Origin of the sequence: Streptomyces sp. NPDC059452 (assembly GCF_042750035.1) — a bacterium.
Taxonomy (GTDB): domain Bacteria; phylum Actinomycetota; class Actinomycetes; order Streptomycetales; family Streptomycetaceae; genus Streptomyces.
Genome location: NZ_JBHYVE010000011.1, coordinates 166,955 through 184,301, shown reverse-complemented (window position 1 = coordinate 184,301; position 17,347 = coordinate 166,955). Strand labels below are relative to the sequence as shown.

At 71.4% G+C, this 17,347-nt stretch carries 14 protein-coding genes; 1 reads left to right on the top strand and 13 read right to left on the bottom strand.

Annotated elements, in window-relative coordinates:
* Positions 1-67: 67 nt before the first annotated feature.
* From ACFW9Z_RS17275 to ACFW9Z_RS17240, 8 genes are all read right to left on the bottom strand, one after another.
* A complete protein-coding gene (locus tag ACFW9Z_RS17275; protein WP_384640976.1) occupies positions 68-649 on the bottom strand; it encodes a GNAT family N-acetyltransferase in 582 nt (193 codons plus the stop codon).
* On the bottom strand, positions 646-1,773 hold the full coding sequence (locus ACFW9Z_RS17270) for a threonine aldolase family protein (protein WP_384640973.1): 1,128 nt from the start codon (positions 1,771-1,773) through the stop codon (positions 646-648). The genes ACFW9Z_RS17275 and ACFW9Z_RS17270 overlap by 4 nt, the downstream gene beginning before the upstream one ends.
* A 9-nt stretch (positions 1,774-1,782) precedes the next feature.
* Positions 1,783-2,538, bottom strand: coding sequence for a DUF2461 family protein (locus ACFW9Z_RS17265; RefSeq protein ID WP_384640970.1), 756 nt, complete (start codon positions 2,536-2,538; stop codon positions 1,783-1,785).
* Positions 2,535-3,932: a serine hydroxymethyltransferase gene (glyA, locus tag ACFW9Z_RS17260; protein WP_384640968.1), complete on the bottom strand. Its 1,398-nt coding sequence runs from the start codon at positions 3,930-3,932 to the stop codon at positions 2,535-2,537. Before glyA ends, ACFW9Z_RS17265 begins: the two co-directional genes overlap by 4 nt.
* The gene (locus tag ACFW9Z_RS17255; RefSeq protein ID WP_384640965.1) at positions 3,929-7,309 is read right to left on the bottom strand and encodes an amino acid adenylation domain-containing protein; all 3,381 of its coding nucleotides are present in this window, start codon (positions 7,307-7,309) and stop codon (positions 3,929-3,931) included. The genes glyA and ACFW9Z_RS17255 overlap by 4 nt, the downstream gene beginning before the upstream one ends.
* 115 nt (positions 7,310-7,424) lie before the next feature.
* The gene (locus ACFW9Z_RS17250; RefSeq protein WP_384640962.1) at positions 7,425-9,275 is read right to left on the bottom strand and encodes a BTAD domain-containing putative transcriptional regulator; all 1,851 of its coding nucleotides are present in this window, start codon (positions 9,273-9,275) and stop codon (positions 7,425-7,427) included.
* A gap of 505 nt (positions 9,276-9,780) precedes the next feature.
* Positions 9,781-12,837: a BTAD domain-containing putative transcriptional regulator gene (locus tag ACFW9Z_RS17245; protein WP_384640959.1), complete on the bottom strand. Its 3,057-nt coding sequence runs from the start codon at positions 12,835-12,837 to the stop codon at positions 9,781-9,783.
* 209 nt (positions 12,838-13,046) lie between these two features.
* On the bottom strand, positions 13,047-13,517 hold the full coding sequence (locus ACFW9Z_RS17240) for a MarR family winged helix-turn-helix transcriptional regulator (RefSeq protein WP_384640956.1): 471 nt from the start codon (positions 13,515-13,517) through the stop codon (positions 13,047-13,049).
* A 48-nt stretch (positions 13,518-13,565) separates the two neighbouring features.
* On the opposite strand from ACFW9Z_RS17240, the gene ACFW9Z_RS17235 reads away from it, so the two are divergent.
* The gene (locus ACFW9Z_RS17235; RefSeq protein WP_384640953.1) at positions 13,566-14,036 is read left to right on the top strand and encodes a hypothetical protein; all 471 of its coding nucleotides are present in this window, start codon (positions 13,566-13,568) and stop codon (positions 14,034-14,036) included.
* A 22-nt stretch (positions 14,037-14,058) separates the two neighbouring features.
* On the opposite strand, the gene ACFW9Z_RS17230 is transcribed toward ACFW9Z_RS17235, so the two are convergent.
* The 5 genes from ACFW9Z_RS17230 to ACFW9Z_RS17210 all read right to left on the bottom strand — a co-directional run bounded on the left by ACFW9Z_RS17230 (position 14,059) and on the right by ACFW9Z_RS17210 (position 17,231).
* Positions 14,059-14,559, bottom strand: coding sequence for an NUDIX domain-containing protein (locus tag ACFW9Z_RS17230; protein WP_384640950.1), 501 nt, complete (start codon positions 14,557-14,559; stop codon positions 14,059-14,061).
* A 100-nt stretch (positions 14,560-14,659) separates the two neighbouring features.
* Complete coding sequence (locus ACFW9Z_RS17225; protein ID WP_384640947.1) at positions 14,660-15,469, bottom strand: aminoglycoside phosphotransferase; 810 nt, start codon at positions 15,467-15,469, stop codon at positions 14,660-14,662.
* Between the two features lie 77 nt (positions 15,470-15,546).
* Positions 15,547-15,684: a hypothetical protein gene (locus ACFW9Z_RS17220; protein ID WP_384640944.1), complete on the bottom strand. Its 138-nt coding sequence runs from the start codon at positions 15,682-15,684 to the stop codon at positions 15,547-15,549.
* 3 nt (positions 15,685-15,687) lie between these two features.
* Entirely contained in the window at positions 15,688-16,800 is a 1,113-nt protein-coding gene (locus ACFW9Z_RS17215; RefSeq protein WP_384640941.1) for a radical SAM protein, read from the bottom strand.
* The gene (locus ACFW9Z_RS17210) at positions 16,788-17,231 is read right to left on the bottom strand and encodes an ATP-binding protein (protein WP_384640937.1); all 444 of its coding nucleotides are present in this window, start codon (positions 17,229-17,231) and stop codon (positions 16,788-16,790) included. Before ACFW9Z_RS17210 ends, ACFW9Z_RS17215 begins: the two co-directional genes overlap by 13 nt.
* Positions 17,232-17,347: the final 116 nt, after the last annotated feature.

Genomic DNA, 17,347 nt, shown 5'->3' with positions numbered 1-17,347 from the left:
GCCGCCGGACGGCGAAGGGGCCCCCGCGGCTGCGGGAGCCCCTTCGCCCCGGAACCGGGCGGCACCGTCAGGACAGGTCGCGGCGCATCACCCAGCGGTACCGTTTGTCGCTCTTGGCCTCCGTGCGCTGGACCCGGCGGAACCCGGCCCGCTCGAACATGTCCATCGTCCCGACATAGGCGAGCGTCGGATTCACCCGGCCGCCCTCGGGGTCCACCGGGTACCCCTCGACGGCGGGCGCGCCGTGCGCCCCCGCGTGCGCGACGGCCCCCTCCAGCAGACCCGAGGCGACACCCCGGCCCCGGAACTCCTTGCGTACGACGAAACAGGTCACGGACCAGACCGGCAGGTCGTCCACCGGGGTGATCGTCTTGGAGGCGGTCAGCCGGTCGAGCTGCCGGCGCGGCGCCACATTGCACCAGCCCGCCACCTCGCCGTCCAGGAATCCGAGCACCCCGGGCGGCGGATCCGCCTTCTCCGCCAGGGTGCGCAGGTGCTCCCCGCGCTCGTCGGCGGTCATCCGCCCGTAGTCGCCGGTGGACAGCCGCCACGCCATGCACCAACAGGTGTGCGCGCTCTTCCTGGGCTGAAGCACCCGGCGGACGTCGTCCCACAGATCCGCCGTGGCGGGCCGTACTTCCAAACTCATGCTGCTACTTCGCTCTCTTGTGTACGAGTCCGACGGGCATCCCTGCGCTCATGCGCGGCCGGTCCCCGCGCCCGGAGCCCCGACGCACCCGCGCCGGTCTCCGTCAGCACGGCGATCAGCACCTCAAGGGCCCGACGGCACTGCTTCTCTCCTGCGTCCAGATGGGTGACCAGCCGGACGGTTCCCGGGTCCGGGGCGGTCACCAGCACTCCTTCCTCTGCGGCCCGTGCGACGGCCTCGCCGGCGCCGGGCGCCTCGACGAGGACGATGTTGGTCTCCGGCGGACGTACCGAGAAGCCCGAGTCCCGCAGCCCCCGCGCCAGCAGCCGTGCGTGGTCGTGGTCCTCGGCGACCCGCTCCACATGGTGGGTCAGGGCGTACAGCCCCGCAGCCGCCAGAATGCCCGACTGCCGCATGCCCCCGCCCATGCCATGCCGCAACTTCCTTGCCCTGGCCAGGTTTTCCTCGCTCAGCAGCAGCACCGAGCCGACCGGCGCGCCCAGCCCCTTCGACAGGCAGACCGCGAGCGAGTCGGCGGTGCTCCCGTACTGGGCGGCCGAAGTCCCGCTCGCCGCCATGGCGTTCCAGATCCGGGCGCCGTCCATGTGCACGGCGAGACCCAGCCCCGCCGTCAGCTCCCGCACCTCGCGCAGCGCCGCCAGCGGCTGGACCGTGCCGCCCGCGCGGGTGTGGGTCTGCTCCACCTCCACGGCCCGGCTGCCGAGCGTGTACGCGTTCCCGCGCCGCACCACCCCGGCCAGCAGCTCCGCGGTGATCACCCCGCGCGGCGCCGCCACCGTACGCGTCTGTATCCCGCCGTAGCGGGCCGGGGAGCCCTCCTCGTGCGCCAGGACATGCGCCTCGGCGTCACACACCAACTCCTCGCCGGGGCCCACCAGGAGCTGGAGCGCGATCTGATTGGCCATCACCCCCGACGGCGTGAACAGAGCGGCGGAGAAGCCGAAGAGGGCGGCCGTGCGCTCCTCCAGGGCGCGGACGGTCGGATCCTCGCCGAAGAGGTCGTCGCCGACCTCGGCGGCGGCCATCGCGGCCCGCATCCCGGGCCCGGGCCTGGTCACGGTGTCGCTGCGCAGATCGACGGTCGTGGCATTCCGGTGATTCATGACGGTACGTCAACTCCTCGACGGTCGTGGCTGTGGGGTGAGTTCGCGGGCCGCCGCCCAGTCCAGCAGGGGCCGTACGAGCTCCCAGGTCTCCCGTACGAGATCCAGGGCGCGCGGGGTGTGCAGGCCGTCGGCCGGACCGTAACGGCGGCCCGCGTCGATCTTGCGGTGGCGCAGCAGCTCCAGCCGGGGATGGTCGGCGGGGATCCCGCGCGGCCGGGACTTGAGCCGGTCCCCGCCCAGGGTGAAGCCCTGGGCCCGGAGCCGGTCGGTGAGCTCCGCCAGCTCCGCGCCGCCGTCCTCCTCCTGGACGGCGGCGCGGAAGCGGGCGACCTCGGCCCCGCCGTACGGATACCAGCGGCCGGAGGCGTACAGGCCGTGCCGGTCCACGTGCACCCACAGCCCCAGACAGGGCAGCAGGTCCAGATAGGCGCCCTGGTAGCTCTTGTACGGGGACTTGTCGTGCGACATCCGGGTGTCCCGGACCGGGCCCAGCACCTGCACGCCCGGAGTCCCGCCCGGCCCGGCTGCCCCGATCGGCTCTGCTGCCCCGCCCGCCTCGCCCGGCCCGCCCGCCCCGGCCGGCTCACCGGAGCCGGCCGGGGCGAAGAGGGCGGTCAGTTCGGCGGCCAGCTCGTCCATCGGCGCCCGGACGTCCCGTTCGTACCGCTCGCGGTGGCGCAGCCGCCACGCCTCCTTGTCGTTGTCGGCCGCGAGATCCTCGTACAGGCGCAGTGCCGAGGGCGGGAAGCCGCTGAAGGTCACGGCAGGTACCCCGGCAGGGGGTGGGCGGCGCAGAGCTGGGAGACCCGGGCGCGCACCCGGTCGCGCAGCGGGTCCGGCAGGGTGCCGCCCGGGGCGCGCAGCGCCGTGAGGACGTCCGCGACCAGGTCGGCGCACTCGGCGGCGACCGGCCGGTCCATGCCGCGGGCGGCCAGTGTGTTGGTGCCCAGGCGCAGCCCGCCCGTCACCCGCACCCCGGTGGTGTCCCCGGGGACCCGGTTGCGGTTGACGACGATCCCGCAGGACTCCAGGGCCTCCTCGGCCAGGTCCCCGGTGACCCCGGTACCGCGCAGGTCGAGCAGCACCATATGGGTGTCCGTGCCCCCGGTGACCAGCCGGAAGCCCCGCTCCAGGAGCCGTTCGGCGATGGCCTGCGCGCCGTCCGCGAGCCGTTTGGCGACTTCCGCGAAGCCGGGCCCGGCCACGAAGTCCAGGGCACGGGCCTTGGCCGCCACCGACGCCAGGTCGGGCGTGCCCTGGGTGAAGGGGAAGACGGCCCGGCGCAGGGTCGCGGCCAGGGTGCCGCGCTCCGGCCCCGGCGCGCGGGCGTCGCGGCCCAGCAGGATCAGCCCGCCGCGCGGCCCGTACAACTGCTTGTAGGTGCTGGTGGTCGTCACATGGGCGTGGTCGATCGGACTCTGGTGGAGACCGGCCGCGACCAGTCCCGCGATGTGCGAGATATCGGCCAGGAGATAGGCGCCCGCCTCGTCGGCGATCTCGCGGAACCGGGCGAAGTCGATGGAGCGCGGATAGGCGCTGGCCCCGCACACGATCAGCTTCGGCCGGTGGGCCAGGGCCAGTTCACGGATCTGCCCGTAGTCGAGCAGCCCCTCGGGCGTCACCCGGTAGCCGTGCGCGCGGTAGTGGCGTCCGGTGACCGAGGCGGGGGAGCCGTGGGTGAGGTGGCCGCCGCAGTCCAGATCGAGGCCGAGCAGGGTGTCGCCGGGGTTCAGCAGGGCCGTGATCACGGCGAGGTTGGCGGAGGAGCCGGAGTGCGGCTGCACGATGGCGTCCTGCGCCCCGAAGGCGGCGCGGGCCCGGTCGATCGCGAGGCGTTCGATGTCGTCGGCCACCCCGCAGCCCGCGTGGTAGCGGTTGCCCGGATACCCCTCGGCGGTCAGATTGCCGAGCGTGCTGCCCTCGCAGGCCAGTACGGACGGGTCGGCGACGCTGGACGCCGCGACCATCATCAGGGTGTCGCGCTGCCGGGCCGACTCCCGGGCCAGCAGGTCGTACAGGACGCGGTCGCGCTCCTTGAGGCGCTCTCCCGCGTGGGCCGCGAAGCCGACCAGGTCCGGCGGCGGCTGCGGGGTGCCGCCGGGGGACCGGTCCTCCCCGACGGGGCCGTCGACGGGCGCGGGCAGGGTGAGACTCATGACTGTCCCCTCTCGGAATCGTCCGTGCTGAGCGTGGTGGGCCCGGTGGCGGACCCGGAGCCGGGCGCCCCGCGGTCCTCGCCCGCCTCGGCCTCCTCGCCTTCCTCGGCCTCCAGTTCGCCGAAGGCCTCGGCGGCCGCGACCGCCTCCGCGCCGTGCTGCTCGTCCGCGGCGATGTTCCGGGCGAGCTCGGAGATCACCGGGTTCTGGAACACGGTCCTGACCGGTACCGGCACCCCGAGCAGCTCCCTGAGCAGCCCCGCGAGCCGGGTCCCGCTGAGCGAATCGCCGCCCAGGGTGTAGAAGTTGTCCTGCGGCGCCGCACCGTTCAGACCGAGGATGTCCGCGACCGCCGCGCACAGGACGAGCTCCAGCGCACTGCCCGCCCCGGCCTCGCCGCCGGGCCGCTCCGTGTCGTCGGCCGACTGCCGCTCCCCGGCGGACGAGGCCAGCAGCAGCCGGTCGACCTTGCCGTTGCGGGTCAGCGGAAACTCCGGCAGCACCGTCAGCGCGGCGGGCACCAGATGGCCGGGCAGCCGGTCGGCCAGCCGCTCCAGCACCCGTTCACCCACCCCGCCCCCGGAACCCGCTCCGGCCCCGGAACCCGCCCCGGCCACCACGTAGGCGTGCAGCCGCCGCACCCCGTGCGTACTGGTGGGAGCCACGACCACCGCCGCGTCGACCTCCTGGTCCTGACGCAGCTCCGCCTCGATCTCGCCCAGCTCGATCCGGTGCCCCTGGATCTTGACCTGGAAGTCGTCCCGGCCCAGGATCTCGATGGCGCCGTCCGGCAGATACCGTCCCAAGTCACCCGTGAGATAGGCCCGTTCGCCGCTCTCCGGAAGGTGTACGAAGCGGGCGGCGGTACGCTCCGGGTCGTTCCAGTAGCCGAGCGCCAGCCCCACGTCGCTGGCCACCGCCATCTCGCCGACGACCCCCAGCGGACGTTCGTGTCCGGTCGCGTCGACGACGTAATAACGCTGGTTGGTGATCGGCCTGCCGTAGGGGATGCTCGTCCACTCCGGGTCGACCTCCCCGATCGGCTGGAACAGCGACCAGCAGATCGTCTCGGTCGGACCGCCCGAGCCCACCACCTCGATCCGCGGGCTCTGCGCCCGCAGCCGGTCCGGCAGGGTCAGCGGGATCCAGTCGCCGGAGAGCACCGACAGCCGCAGCGACTCCAGCGGCCGTCCGCCGCCCCGCCGCTCGCGCACCTCCGCCTCACCGACCAGCAGCTCCATCAGTACGGGCACGGAGTTCCACAGAGTGACCTGCTCGGCCCGCACCAGTTCGGCCCAGACATCGGGCTCGGCATGGGTGAACGGCGGCGGCACCACCACGGTGCCGCCCTGGGTCAGCACGCCGAAGACGTCGTAGATCGAGGCGTCGAAGTGCAGCCCCGAGATGGCCAGCAGCCGGTCTCCGGGACCGACCGCGAAGCGTTCGGCGACATCGTGGATCAGGTTGACCACACCGATGTGGTCGACCATCACGCCCTTGGGCTCACCCGTCGAACCCGAGGTGAAGATCGTGTACGCCAGGTCGGCCGGGGTCTGCGCGATGCCGGGCCGGGTGGCGGGGCCGGTCTCGAAGTCCTTGTCCACCCGGTAGCGGCGCGCGGTGGGCGGCCAGCTGATCCGGGAGTCCAGCGAGGACTGGGTGAGGATGCGGTCGACCTTCGCGTCGGCCAGCAGCCTGCGCAGCCGCTCCGGCGGCACGGACGGGTCCAGCGGCAGATAGGCGGCGCCCGAGGCGAGGATTCCGTACACCGCGGCGAACTGCTCCCAGCCCTTCTCCATCACCACCGCGACCAGCTCACCGGGCCTGGCCCCGTGCTCGCGCAGGGTGTGCCCGATCCGCCAGGAGTAGGCGGCCAGTTCGGCGTAGCTCAGCCGCCGCCCCGCGTCCACCACCGCCTCGGCGTCGGGCGTGCGCTCGGCCTGCCGGGCGAACAGCTCGTGCAGAGTGATGTACGGGATCTGCCCGGCGGTGTCGTTGACCTCGCGGCGCAACGCCCGCTCGGCCGGCGGAACCAGGTCGAACCGCCGGGTGTGCAGCGCCTCCGGGTCGTCGGTGAGCCGCTTCAGCAGCTCCACGTACACCCCGAACGCGGCGTCGACGAACCCCGGTGCGAAGGCCCCATCGACGAAGTCCCAGATCACCCGGAGCTCGCCCGCCAGCTCGCGCAACTGCACGTCCAGCGAGACCTGAGGGGTCTGCGAGATCGAGTAGACCTCGTGGCCCAGATCCGTGACGGGCCTGCGCACCGGGTAGTCGAGCAGGCTGGTGACGACGACGGGCATACCGGCCTGGGCCCCGGCCCCGTGCAGCCGGGTCAGCTCCCGCAGCACCCGCACCCCGTTGAAGGCGCCGTGCTCCACATCGCGGGCGAGCTGGTCGCGCAGGGCGTGCGCGCGGTCCAGGAAGGTCGCGCCCGACCCGTCCGCGACGAGCATCACCGCGTTGGTGAAGTCGCCCAGCACGCCCGTGATGTCGGGGTGGACCGCCGGGCGCTGGAACACCGGGTAGTTGACCGTGAAGTCGCGCTCCTCGGCCCAGCACCGCACCACCTCGGCGAACGCGGCGGTGAGCAGCACCGAAGGCGTCAGCCCCGCACCGTGCGCGCGCTCGGTGAACCGCTGCCATGCGGAGGGGGAGAGCCGGTGCTCCCGCCGCTCGAAGCGGACCTCACCGCCGCCGCCGGGGCCGCCGGAGGGCAGTGACGGGGCGGGCGGCAGGGTGGGCACCCGCTCCGTCCAGTAGTCGCGGGCGGTACGGAAGGCCTCGGTGTGCGGCAGGGCCTCGGCGCGCCAGCGGGCGTACTCGGCGAAGTCGATCCCGGGCTCGGGGAGTTCGGCGTCCGGGTTCTCGTACAGGTCGACCAGCTCGGGGAAGAGCACCTGGAAGGCGCTGGAGGCGTCCAGCACCTGGAGGTCGATCCCCAGGTGGACCCGGCCGAGGTTCTCCGGCCCGCCCAGCTGGATGATCCGCAGGTCGAACAGGGGCCAGCTGCCCACCGGGAAGACCACATGGCTCATCTCGTCGCGCAGCGCGGCCAGCCGTTCGGCGGCCGCCCCGGCGGACAGACCGCGCAGGTCCTCGACCGGGATGTCGAACGGCAGCGGGTCGGCGGGCACCCACTGGGTGCCGTCGGGGCTGCCGATCGCGCGCAGCATGTCGTGGCGGGCGACCACGGCGCGCCAGGCGGCGGCGAACCGCTCCGGGTCCAGGTCGGGGCGCTCCCACTCGAAGTAGCCGTAGCAGCCGATGCCGCCCAACTCGACGGCCTCGCCCCGCCCGATCATCAGGGCCTGCTGCGTCTCGGTCATCGGGAACGACACGGCGCTGTCCGCGCGGGCGGGCAGAAGCTCGGTCATGGTCCAACTCCATTCGGTGTGCAGGGCCGTTGGCGGCCGGTGACGGGTACGTGCCCGGGGCCGGTACGGGCCGGGACCTCCCTCTGCGGAGCAGCGCGAGGCTAGGGGCGGCGGGTTAGCCGCCGGTTATGTTCGGGGCCGCCGCCCGGTGCCGGGCCCCTTCCTCCAGGGAGAGCGCGAAGAGCCGTACGAGGGGGTGGAAGAGGTAGCAGGGCTGGCCCGCCTCGTCCGCGCCGCTGACCTCCAGCAGCGCCGCGTCGGCGAGCGCCTCCAGCAGCCGTTCCGCGGCGGTCTCCGCCAGCTCCAGGGCCGTCGCCGCGTCGGCCGCCGGGAACGGCCGCGAGCCGAGGGCCGCCAGGGCGGGGAAGACCGTCCGCACCTCGGGCTCCAGCGCCCGCCAGGAGGTCAGCAGCGAGGCGTGGACGTCCAGTTCGCCCGAGTGCAGCTCCCGCAGCCGGGTGAGGGGGTCGGCCAGCCTGCGGGCGAGCCGGTCGGGGGGAGAGAGCGGCCGGGCGGCGATCCGGGTCCCGGCGATCCGCAGGGCCAGCGGCAGCCCGGCGCAGTGCTCGACGATCGAGGCCGCCGCACCGGGCGCGGCCGCCAGCCGGGCGGGACCGGCCGCCGCGGCGAGCAGCTCCAGCGCGTCCGGCTGCGCCAGCGGCGCGAGGGCCACGGTGTGCGCCCCGGCCACGGTGGGCAGGGCCGTCCGCCCGGTGACCAGCACCGCCGGTTCCGGGGTGTTGGGCAGCAACGACCCCAACTGGGCGGACCCCGCCGCGTTGTCCAGCACGATCAGCAACTGCCGCCCACGGGTCCGCTCCCGGTACAGATGCGTCAGCCGGTCCAGATCGTCGGCGTCCGGTACGTCCTCCACCGGGCCCAGGGCCCTCAGCAGACGGTGCAGGACCCGCGCGGGGTGCCTCGGGGTGCCGTCCGGGGAGCGCAGGTCGGCGTAGAGCTGCCCGTCGGGGAAGTACTGCCGGCACCGGTGGGCCGCGTGCACCGCCAGAGCGGTCTTGCCCAGCCCCGCCATGCCGGTGACCAGGACCCGGCGGGGCCGCGCCGCGCCCGGCCCGGCGGGGGCCAGCGCGCGGCACAGCAGCTCCAGTTCGAGGCGGCGGCCCGTGAAGTCGACGGTGTCCGGAGGCAGCATCGCAGGGGTCCCGGCGGGCGGTGGCGGGGCCGGTGGCCGGGCCCCGGCGCGCGAGGGTGCGGCGGCGGACCGGGGCTGCCGGTCGAGCGTGCCGTCCAGCAGGGCCCGGTAGGCGGCCTGGAGCTCCTCGCCCGGGTTCACCCCGAGCTCCTCGGCGAGCACCGCCCGGCCGTGGTGGTACAGGTGGATGGCGTCCGCCTGCCTCCCGGACCGGCACAGGGCGGTCATCAGCTGGCACCTGATCCGCTCGCGCAGCGGGAACTCCGCGACGAGCCCGGTGAGTTCGCCGGTGATCTGCTGATGCCTGCCGAGGGCCAGGTCCGCGTCGATGCGGTGCTCCAGCGTCACCGCCCGGGCCTCCAGGAGACGGGGGGCCTCGGCGTCCGCGAGGTATTCGCTCGCGTTGGCGAACGGCTGCCCGTTCCACCGGGCGAGGGCGTCGCGCAGCAGATCGGCCGCCTTTTCGAAGTCCTCGGCGACCAGGGCCTCGCGCCCGTCGAATGCGAGCCTTTCGAATTCTCTCAAGTCAAATGTCGCAGGGCCCACGCACATGGCATATCCCGGTGGCTTACGATCAATGGTCGCACCGTCGCCGAGAATCTTGCGCAAGCGGGAAACGTACGTGTAAAGCTGTGCACTGACGGTTGTCGGGGGCGCCCAGCCCCACAGCAGCCGGCACAGCCGCTCGTCGGACACCACCTCCTCGCGGGCCAGGAGGAGAGCGGCGAGTACGGTGTGCAGCTTGGCTCCTGAGAGCGCGGCGCGGTGGCCGTCCCGCCGTACCTCTACTGGCCCGAGCACTCGGAATTCCATCCACCGCCCCATTCGTGATTCATGGGAAGAACCTACGCACGAAGTTAGTGGAAGCCGTTTTTTCCTCGATGTCGTGGCGATTTCGTGGGCGTCCTGGGCCATGAAATCGGTGGGACACGGAAAAGAAAGTTGCCGTTCCTAGTGTTCCGTTTGTGCCGCAGCGAGCGGCAGCCACGGAACACGATGAGGGGAATCCGACATGAGCCGTACCCGGACGGTGAACAGGACCATCGCCAGCCTGGCCGTACTCCAGGCGATGTCCACAGGGAGAGCGGGAGCATCGAATACGGGCCCGGAGGACGACATGCCCTGGGGGTCGGCCGGGGCGCCCGCCTCCTCGCACGCTGCTGCCGCCTTCCCGATCGGCGACATACCGTGGGGAGACATGCCCTGGGGCTGAGCCCTGGACGGTTCCCCAAGGGCGGCGCCCCGCATCCTGGCCCGCACCTCGCCCCGATACCGGCGCCTCAGGGCGTACGGGTCCGGCCCGTGGTGAACAGCCGGGTCAGCCGGCCGGATGCGCCAGCAGCAGTGTCAGCTCCGACGTCGTGAAGGAACGAGGCGGCGACCCCCCGGGACGACCATCGCCCGGACCACCGTCCCCCGCATCCGGTACGTCCTTCGCATCCCCCGCATCCCCCGCGTCCTGCACGGCAGCCAGCAACCGGGCCGCCTGCGCCCGCCAGGGCTGCGCACCGACATCCCCGAAGGCCGCACAGGCAAGCCGAAACCTTTCCGCAGCCTGTGCGCAGCGACCGCCGAGCGCGTCCACGCACCCCAGATCGATCTCCACCCGGGCGTACAGGAAGCGGTCCGCCAGCTCATCCGTGATCTCCAGGGCCTGCTGCAGCGTTCTCTCCGCCGCCGCCAGCAGGCCCTGGCTCCACTGTGTCTGGCCCAGCCCCCGCAACGCGTGGGCCTCACCCACCCGGTCGCCCTCCCCACGGGTCAGCCGCAGCACCGTCCCGAACGACTCGGCCGCCTCGGCATGGTCCCCGGCGCGCAGCCGCACCTCGGCCAGCCGGTACACGCTCTGGGCCTCCGCCCGCACCGACCCGGTGCACCGGCTGAGCGCCACCGCCTCCTGCGCGAGCGGCAGCGCGTCGCCCACATTGTCGCGGTCCAGCTCGATCTGCGCCTGGAAGCCCATCAGATGGGCCTCGTTCCCGGTGTCCCCGGACGCGTGGAATCCGCTCAGCGCCGCCCGGCAGAACTCCAGCGCCCGCTCCCAGTCGCCCTGGAACCGCGCGCACATGGCCAGGTTCCGCTGCGCGAGCGCCGACCCGGCCGCGTCCCCGCTGTCGCGCAGCAGCCGCAGCGCGGCCATGTTCCACCCCTCGGCCTGCTCGTACCGGCGCTGATAGATCGCCAGCGACCCCAGCAGCCGCAGCATCGTCGCCTCACCCGGCCCGTCCCCGGCACGCCGCGCCGCACCGAGGGCCTGCTCGGCACTGCGCTGCCAGTCCTCCAGGTAGTTCTTCGTCTCGAAGTGCGGAACAGCGCTCTCGGTCAGCGTCCAGGCGTCCCGCGCCCGCCCGGTCTCCGCCGCCTGCGCCACCAGGTCCGTCACGGCGGTGCGCTCCGACTCGAACCAGTCCATGGGGGACTCCAGCAGCTCGTCGGCCACCTTCTGGAGGAAGGCGGGCTGCGGTGCGGGCGCCCGGCCCACCGGGAACCGGCGTCCGTCGATCCGCCGGTGCGCCTCCTCGGCCAGCCAGAGCCACGCCGCGAAGGCCCGCTCCAGCGCGGCGTCGGCCTCCGCCTTCGGTTCGTCGGCCTCCGCCCGCTCGCGCGCGAAGAGCCGCAGCAGATCCTGGAACCGGTAGCGGGCCGCCGGGCCGGGAGCCGCGTCGGCCACCTCCAGCAGTTGCGCGTCGACCAACTGGTCGATGAGTTCCTCCGCGTGCCATACGGAGGTGTCGAGTACGGCCGCCCCCGCCCATGCGGCGAAGTCCGCCGTACGCAGCAGCCCGAGGCGGCGGTACATCAGCGCCGCCTCGGGCGGCAGATCCCGGTAGGTCAGCCGGAACCCGGCGCGTACCCCGCCCTCGCCGGGGCTCAGGACATCGAGCCGGGACCGGTGGTCGCGCAGCCGCTCCACCAGGCTGCGCACGCTCAGACTCGGCTTCGCCGCCAGCTTCGCCCCGGCGATCCGCAGCGCCAGCGGCAACCGGTCGCAGAGCGCGCCGAGCTGCTCCACTGCCACCGGGTCGCTGCCGAACCGGTCCGCCCCGGCGAGCTTGATGAGCAGCGCCGTCGCCTCGGCCGCCTCCAGCATCCGCAGCCGGATGCGCAGCGCGGTGTAGTCCCCGGTCAGATCGCCCAGGCTCTCCCGGCTGGTGGCGAGCACCACGCTGCGGCCGCCGCCGGGCAGCAGCGGTCTCAACTGCTCGAAGGAACGTACGTTGTCCAGGACGATCAGCGTCTTGCGGGTGCTGAGCAGACTCCGGAACAGCGAGGCCCGCTCGTCGGGATCGGCGGGGATCTGCGGTGCGCCGATCCCCAGGGCCCGCAGGAACCGGTCGAGCACGGCGGCGGGGGAGACCGGTGCCTGCTCCTCGTCGTACCCCCGCAGATCGGCGAAGAACTGGCCGTCGGGGAACTGGTCGGCCACCTGACTCGCCCAGTGCACCGCCAGAGCGGTCTTGCCGACCCCGCCCACCCCCACGATCGTCGCCAGGGCCGGGGTGCACCGGTCGTAGGGCTCCTTCAACAACCGGTCCAGAGAGGCCATTTCACCCTGCCGGCCAGTGAACGCCATAACCCCAGCGGGAAGTTGGGCCGGGGTGGTCTGGGTGTCGGCGGTCGGCGCCGCCTTGGCCGGCGGCCGGGTCAGCTCCGGCGAGTCCCGCAGGATCAGATCGTGCAACTGCCGGAGCCCCGGCCCGGGTTCTATGCCGAGTTCCTCGGTGAGTAACCGGCGGCCGCCGAGGAAGACGTCGAGCGCCGCCGCCCGCTGCCCCGACCGGTACAGGGCGAGCATCAGGTGCTCACGGCACTGCTCGCGCAGCGGATGCCGGGCCACCAGTTCGGTGAGCTCACCGGTCAGCGCGCGGTGCCGCCCCAACTGGAGCATCAGCTCCGCGCGTTCCTCGATCAGCGTCAGCCGCGCCTGCTCCAGCCGGGTCGCCTCGGCCTCCAGCCGGGAGCCCGGCGTCTCGTCGAGCGCCGCCCCGCGCCAGATGCTCAGGGCCTCCGCGAACAGGGAGCAGGCCTCCTCGGCCCTCCCCTGCCGGGCCGCCTCACGCCCCGACTCGGCGCGCTCCAGGAACTCCTGCACATCGATGCGGTGCTCCCCCTTGGCCAGCAGATAGCCCGGCGGCGAGGTGATGAGAAGATCGCAGACCCCGGCCTGCTTGAAGGTCTTGCGCAGGGTGGCCACACAGATGGCGATCTGGTTGCGCGCCGTCGCCGGAGGGGAGTCGGGCCACACCGCGTCCACGAGGGTGTCCACCGAGACGACCCGGTCGGCGTGGAGCACCAGCATCGCGAGGACCGACGCCTGGCGTCGGCCGTTGATGCGCAGGGGGCCCTCGTCGGTCTGGACGAGCAGTGGTCCCAACAGTCTGAAGACAAACCGATTCAACAGGTCCCCCGCCGTCTGAAACCCCACTTAAGGCGGGAACGGTATCGCAAAGATGGAGCCACAGTGCAGTCAACTACTAGGAAAACAGCGGCAGTTTCCGGCCACGGTTGTCCGTATGCCGGTGCACCCGGCCACCGCCCGCGACATGCGATACGGAACCGGAGCCGAGGCGTCCGGCTGCTGGGTCACAGAGAGTCGTCGGCGCTGAGAGAGGTGAGCGCACCCGACAGCACACGCAGCACCGCGACCGTCCGGTGCACCTCGCTCCCGCCCCCGAGGCTCTCGGACAGCCGCCGGGCCAGCTCGGCAAGAGAGGAGTCCATCGCACATCGCGCTGTGACACCTTCGTCGGTGGCGATGAGCAGCTTCGCCCGCCGGTGCGCCGGATTGTCCTGATACCCGGCGAGCCCCTCCCGTACCAGCAGGTCCGCGATGCGCTGCACACTCTGCCGGGTGGCCCCCACCCGCCGGGCCACCTCGGAGACCGACAGCGGCCCGTCCGCCACCGTGCTGAGTATCTGCCACCGCGCGGCACTGAGCCCGCAGGGCAGCGCCGTCCGGTCGAGGGCCGAGGTGAACCTCCTGTTCAACCGGAAGACCGCCACAGCGGCCCGGCTCAACGCCTCGGCCTCCTCACCCTCCACAGAACGCGTCAACGCCGCCCCCTCCCGTCACACTTGCGGGTGGCTGCACGATAACAGCGCGTGTTCACGCCGACGAGAGACGAACGGAACAAAAGTTCGACCAGGAAACCCCCACCCTTCCGCACCCACCAAGCGAAAGAAGCCCAGCCTCTCTGCACACCTGCCAAACGATCTTGGACGCCCTCCTCCTGGTCTCCGCAGGCACCCCTGGGCCGCACCGCAAGGAGGAACCAGTGTCATACGCGGGAGACCAAAGCCGGAAGGATTGTCGTCAAACCGGGCTGTGACATGAAGTCGCCGCACGAGCTCTGGTCCGATCCTGTCGAGGCCCGAGGCCCGAGGCCCGAGGCCCGAGGCCCGAGGCCCGAGGCCCGACTTGACGATCTGCACCGGGCGAAGATCCGGCTCGCCGATGAGGTGCTCGTAGTCGGCGACCACATCGGAGACAGCACCCGAGCCGAAATCGCCTACGCCCGGTCGCTTGCCAAGCCCGTACATTTCACGCATCCCGAAGTCGCCCTCGACACCTGACCGGCCGCTGCCACCTCGACAATCAGGGACGGTAGCCGTTGAGGGAAATCTCCGGGCCTCCCGCGAGGTAACTGTGGAGGGCACTTGAGGTGGTGTCCACGAAGTTCTCGGGGATGGCGTCGGCGTCGACCCAGCGAACCTGGGAGTGCTTGAGGGGCTCGCGGTTCTCGGGTTCGCCGGTCCACTCGTGCGCAGCAAAGACCACCGTAAGGAAGCCGTTGGGGGCTTCGACGCCCCAGGCCCCGTGGATGATGTGGGCGACCTTGAGAGACTCGGGCTCCACGGTGAGGCCGGTCTCCTCATGGAGCTCGCGGATCGCAGTCTCGGTGATGGGCTCGCCGGGTTCACTCTTGCCGACCGGCAGGTCCCACATACCTTGGGCGAACTTGGCGTTCTCGCTGCGTTGGAGTAGGACGACGCGGTTGGTGGCCCTGTCATGGACGATGACCGCAGCGACCAGCAGGGTCATCGAATCGAGCGCCGGTTTGGGTGCCTTCGGCTGGTCATCGGTCTGCTGGGGCATGAGGGTCCCTTCGGAGGACTGATTCGAGCGAGGGCTCCGCGGACCCGCTACAACAGTTCTGCGGAAGAGAGCACTTCGGAGAGGCTGCCCGCCCCGTCTGTCAGGAGCAATTACTTCGATGCTGTTGCCAGAGCCGTGCGGCGTTGAGCAAGTTCATCGTCCAATCGTCTGGAGCGGAGCCTGCGATCTCACCCCAGAGGTTCGCGCTGGCGTGGGCGAAGGTGTCCACCGCTCGGGGTGGTGCCAATGCCCAGGCAGGAAGAAGCGCGACCGATTCCTCTGCGGCAGAAGGCGTGTGGCCAGCCGCGATGAGCCAGATGACCCAGTGGGCGGGATCCAACCAGGCGGCCCCGCGGGTGGCCCAGCCCCAGTCGACGAGGTGGGCGCGGTCGTGAGTGATGAGAACGTTGTGGTTGTTCCAGTCAGTGTGAAGCAACGCGTTTCCTGCGAAAGCTTTCGCGTCGGCGGGATCGGCGACGTAGCCAGCCAGGCGTTGTTCGGCGTGTCGGAGTTCGATGTCAGGGCAAGGAAGAGCGGCAAGCTCTCTGAGGGCCCCGATCACTTTGGGCAAGTCAGGGGAGCCTGGGGAGTAGTCGGCATGGTGGCCGTCGATGGCCTCAAAGCCGAGGAGATCCCAGCCGCCGACGACAACGTGGAAGAGAAGCCGCGGGGCGAGCGGGGTCACGAACGAGTTGATGTCTGCCTCGCGTTGCTGCGTCCAGACCCAGCGATGGTCGGAGGGCAGGCCCTTGAGGAAGACGACTCCGTCGGCGGTGTGTGCGAGCGCGGAGAGGGAGCTGTTAAGACCGGTGCTGACGTCTTCGATCCTGAGAATCGAGCCGATCTCGGCTTCGATGGCGGTACGAGCGCCAGAGGGGAGACCGGCGAAGGTGATGGAGGGTGCGGGCATGGCCGTCAGGTTTCCAGATCTACGCGCCAACAGGGGCCTCCGGCGCGAGGTGCCGCCGAAAGCCCCTGAAGGGATGGTCAGTTGTACGGGTTGTCGTCCCCGCAGCCGGGCGTGGTGGCCGCAGCGAAGGCGTCCACGTCGTCGATGAGGACGATCTCCGCATCAGGCTCGGACAGCGGGCGGATGGGGGCGATCTCGACTGCTACGGCGGTCATGGTTCAGCTCCTTGTAGTCGCGTGTTGGCAGTACCTGTCCAGTGGTGCCTTCGCCTCCTGGTAGACCTTGGCCAGCGGCCGACAGACCCGGCAGGTGCCGGAGAGCTGGCAGCCGGTGCAGCCACCGGTGCGAAGCATCAGAGAGTCGGCGATGCCGCCAAGGCGGCTCAGGCCCTCGACTCCCGTGGTCATGAGAGGGATCGCTTCGTCACGGCCGACCTTGCAGATGGTCGCCATGCCGTGCGGGTCGACGTGGAAGAAGGTGTGGCCGGCGTTGCAGCCGTTGAAGGGTTCGCGATCTGCGAGGTGGTCCGGGGCCTGGGTGGCGAGGGTTTCCGCGCCGCCGTAGATGGTCGGCGACATGTGGGTGTACTCGCGGTACGACAGGTCGTAGCGGCCGGCGAAGGCGCGCATCTGGTCGGCCTCATGGGCGTTGTGCCGCGTGATGATCAAGGCGAGATCGAGGGGCAGCCCAGCTTCGTGGGCTGCATCCAGTCCTTTGACGAACATGCGGTACGCGCCCCGGCGTCGGGTCAGCCCGTCGTAGGACTCCGCGGTGGCCCCGTACAGGCTGAGTGTGATCCGGTTCGGCCTCAAGCGGGTCAGCAGCGCAAGGTTCTTCGGCGCGGCGAGACGCGAGCCATTGGTGAGGATCTCGACCATCATGCCCAGCTCGTACGCCAGCCGGTACGTCTCGGGGAACAGCTTGTCGATCATCGGCTCACCGCCTGTTAGCTGGAGCCAAAGCACCCCCGAGTCCCTGATGGCGTGCAGTAGGCGCTCACGCTCAGGCCACTCCAGGCCGGCGAATTGCTTCAGGCCGAGGTAGCAGTGTTCGCAGTCGTAGTTGCAGCCGAGGTTCAGCTCGTACGAGGCGCGCCCATACGCATACGGAGAGCGGGAACGAACCAGCACAGATTCATCGAGGGGTCGGTCGCCGAGATCGATCTTCCAAGCCTGACGGGCCACGTCGGCCAACCATGCGGGCACTGCTGAAGTACCCGATGCGGTGTGCAGTTCGTCGTACCGGTGGGCGGGAAGGCGTGCTGCCTTCGGGTTGCCCGGCCGTACGAGGAGGTGGTGGTCGAGGTACGGGGCAGCGATCAGCTCGTGCATACGGACTCCTCGCTCGGGCTGCTGAGGATCAGGCGGGCCCAGACGGTCTTGCCGATCGGGTGGCGGTCGTGGTGGCCGGTTTCTTCAGAGAGCGCTGCGACGAGCAGCAGGCCCCGGCCGCCTTCGTCGTCCTCCCCGGCCTGGATGGGGCGGGGAAGGGTGCGGCCAGCATCGGAGACTTCGACCATGCAGTGTGGTCCGTCAACCGTCAGCCGAACTTCGAAGAGGTGCCCTCGTCTGTCGCCGTGCTCGACGGCATTGGCGGAGAGCTCTCCGCAGACGAGGACCACCCGGTCAATGCACTCCTGGCCGTATCCCCAGCTCGCGAGCGTCTTGGAGACGAAGGCGCGGGCCAGAGGCACGCACTTGCGTACCGGGCTGAACTGCATCTGCCACCGCAACGGGGTGGCCTGTCGGTCGTACGTCGTCATCGCGTGCATCGCGTCCCTTCGTCGCGGGCGGGCTGTGGGACACAAGTTCACTGCCACGACGATCACAGAGTCAGGTCACCGTGGTTACCCAACGTGGGTAATCTCTTCGGCAGTCG

Coding starts and splice junctions, on each gene's coding strand:
- ACFW9Z_RS17275 (WP_384640976.1), bottom strand. CDS start 649: ATGAGTTTGGAAGTACGGCCCGCCACGGCGGATCTGTGGGACGACGTC.
- ACFW9Z_RS17270 (WP_384640973.1), bottom strand. CDS start 1,773: ATGAATCACCGGAATGCCACGACCGTCGATCTGCGCAGCGACACCGTG.
- glyA (WP_384640968.1), bottom strand. CDS start 3,932: ATGAGTCTCACCCTGCCCGCGCCCGTCGACGGCCCCGTCGGGGAGGAC.
- ACFW9Z_RS17255 (WP_384640965.1), bottom strand. CDS start 7,309: ATGACCGAGCTTCTGCCCGCCCGCGCGGACAGCGCCGTGTCGTTCCCG.
- ACFW9Z_RS17250 (WP_384640962.1), bottom strand. CDS start 9,275: ATGGAATTCCGAGTGCTCGGGCCAGTAGAGGTACGGCGGGACGGCCAC.
- ACFW9Z_RS17230 (WP_384640950.1), bottom strand. CDS start 14,559: ATGCCCCAGCAGACCGATGACCAGCCGAAGGCACCCAAACCGGCGCTC.
- ACFW9Z_RS17225 (WP_384640947.1), bottom strand. CDS start 15,469: ATGCCCGCACCCTCCATCACCTTCGCCGGTCTCCCCTCTGGCGCTCGT.
- ACFW9Z_RS17220 (WP_384640944.1), bottom strand. CDS start 15,684: ATGACCGCCGTAGCAGTCGAGATCGCCCCCATCCGCCCGCTGTCCGAG.
- ACFW9Z_RS17215 (WP_384640941.1), bottom strand. CDS start 16,800: ATGCACGAGCTGATCGCTGCCCCGTACCTCGACCACCACCTCCTCGTA.
- ACFW9Z_RS17210 (WP_384640937.1), bottom strand. CDS start 17,231: ATGACGACGTACGACCGACAGGCCACCCCGTTGCGGTGGCAGATGCAG.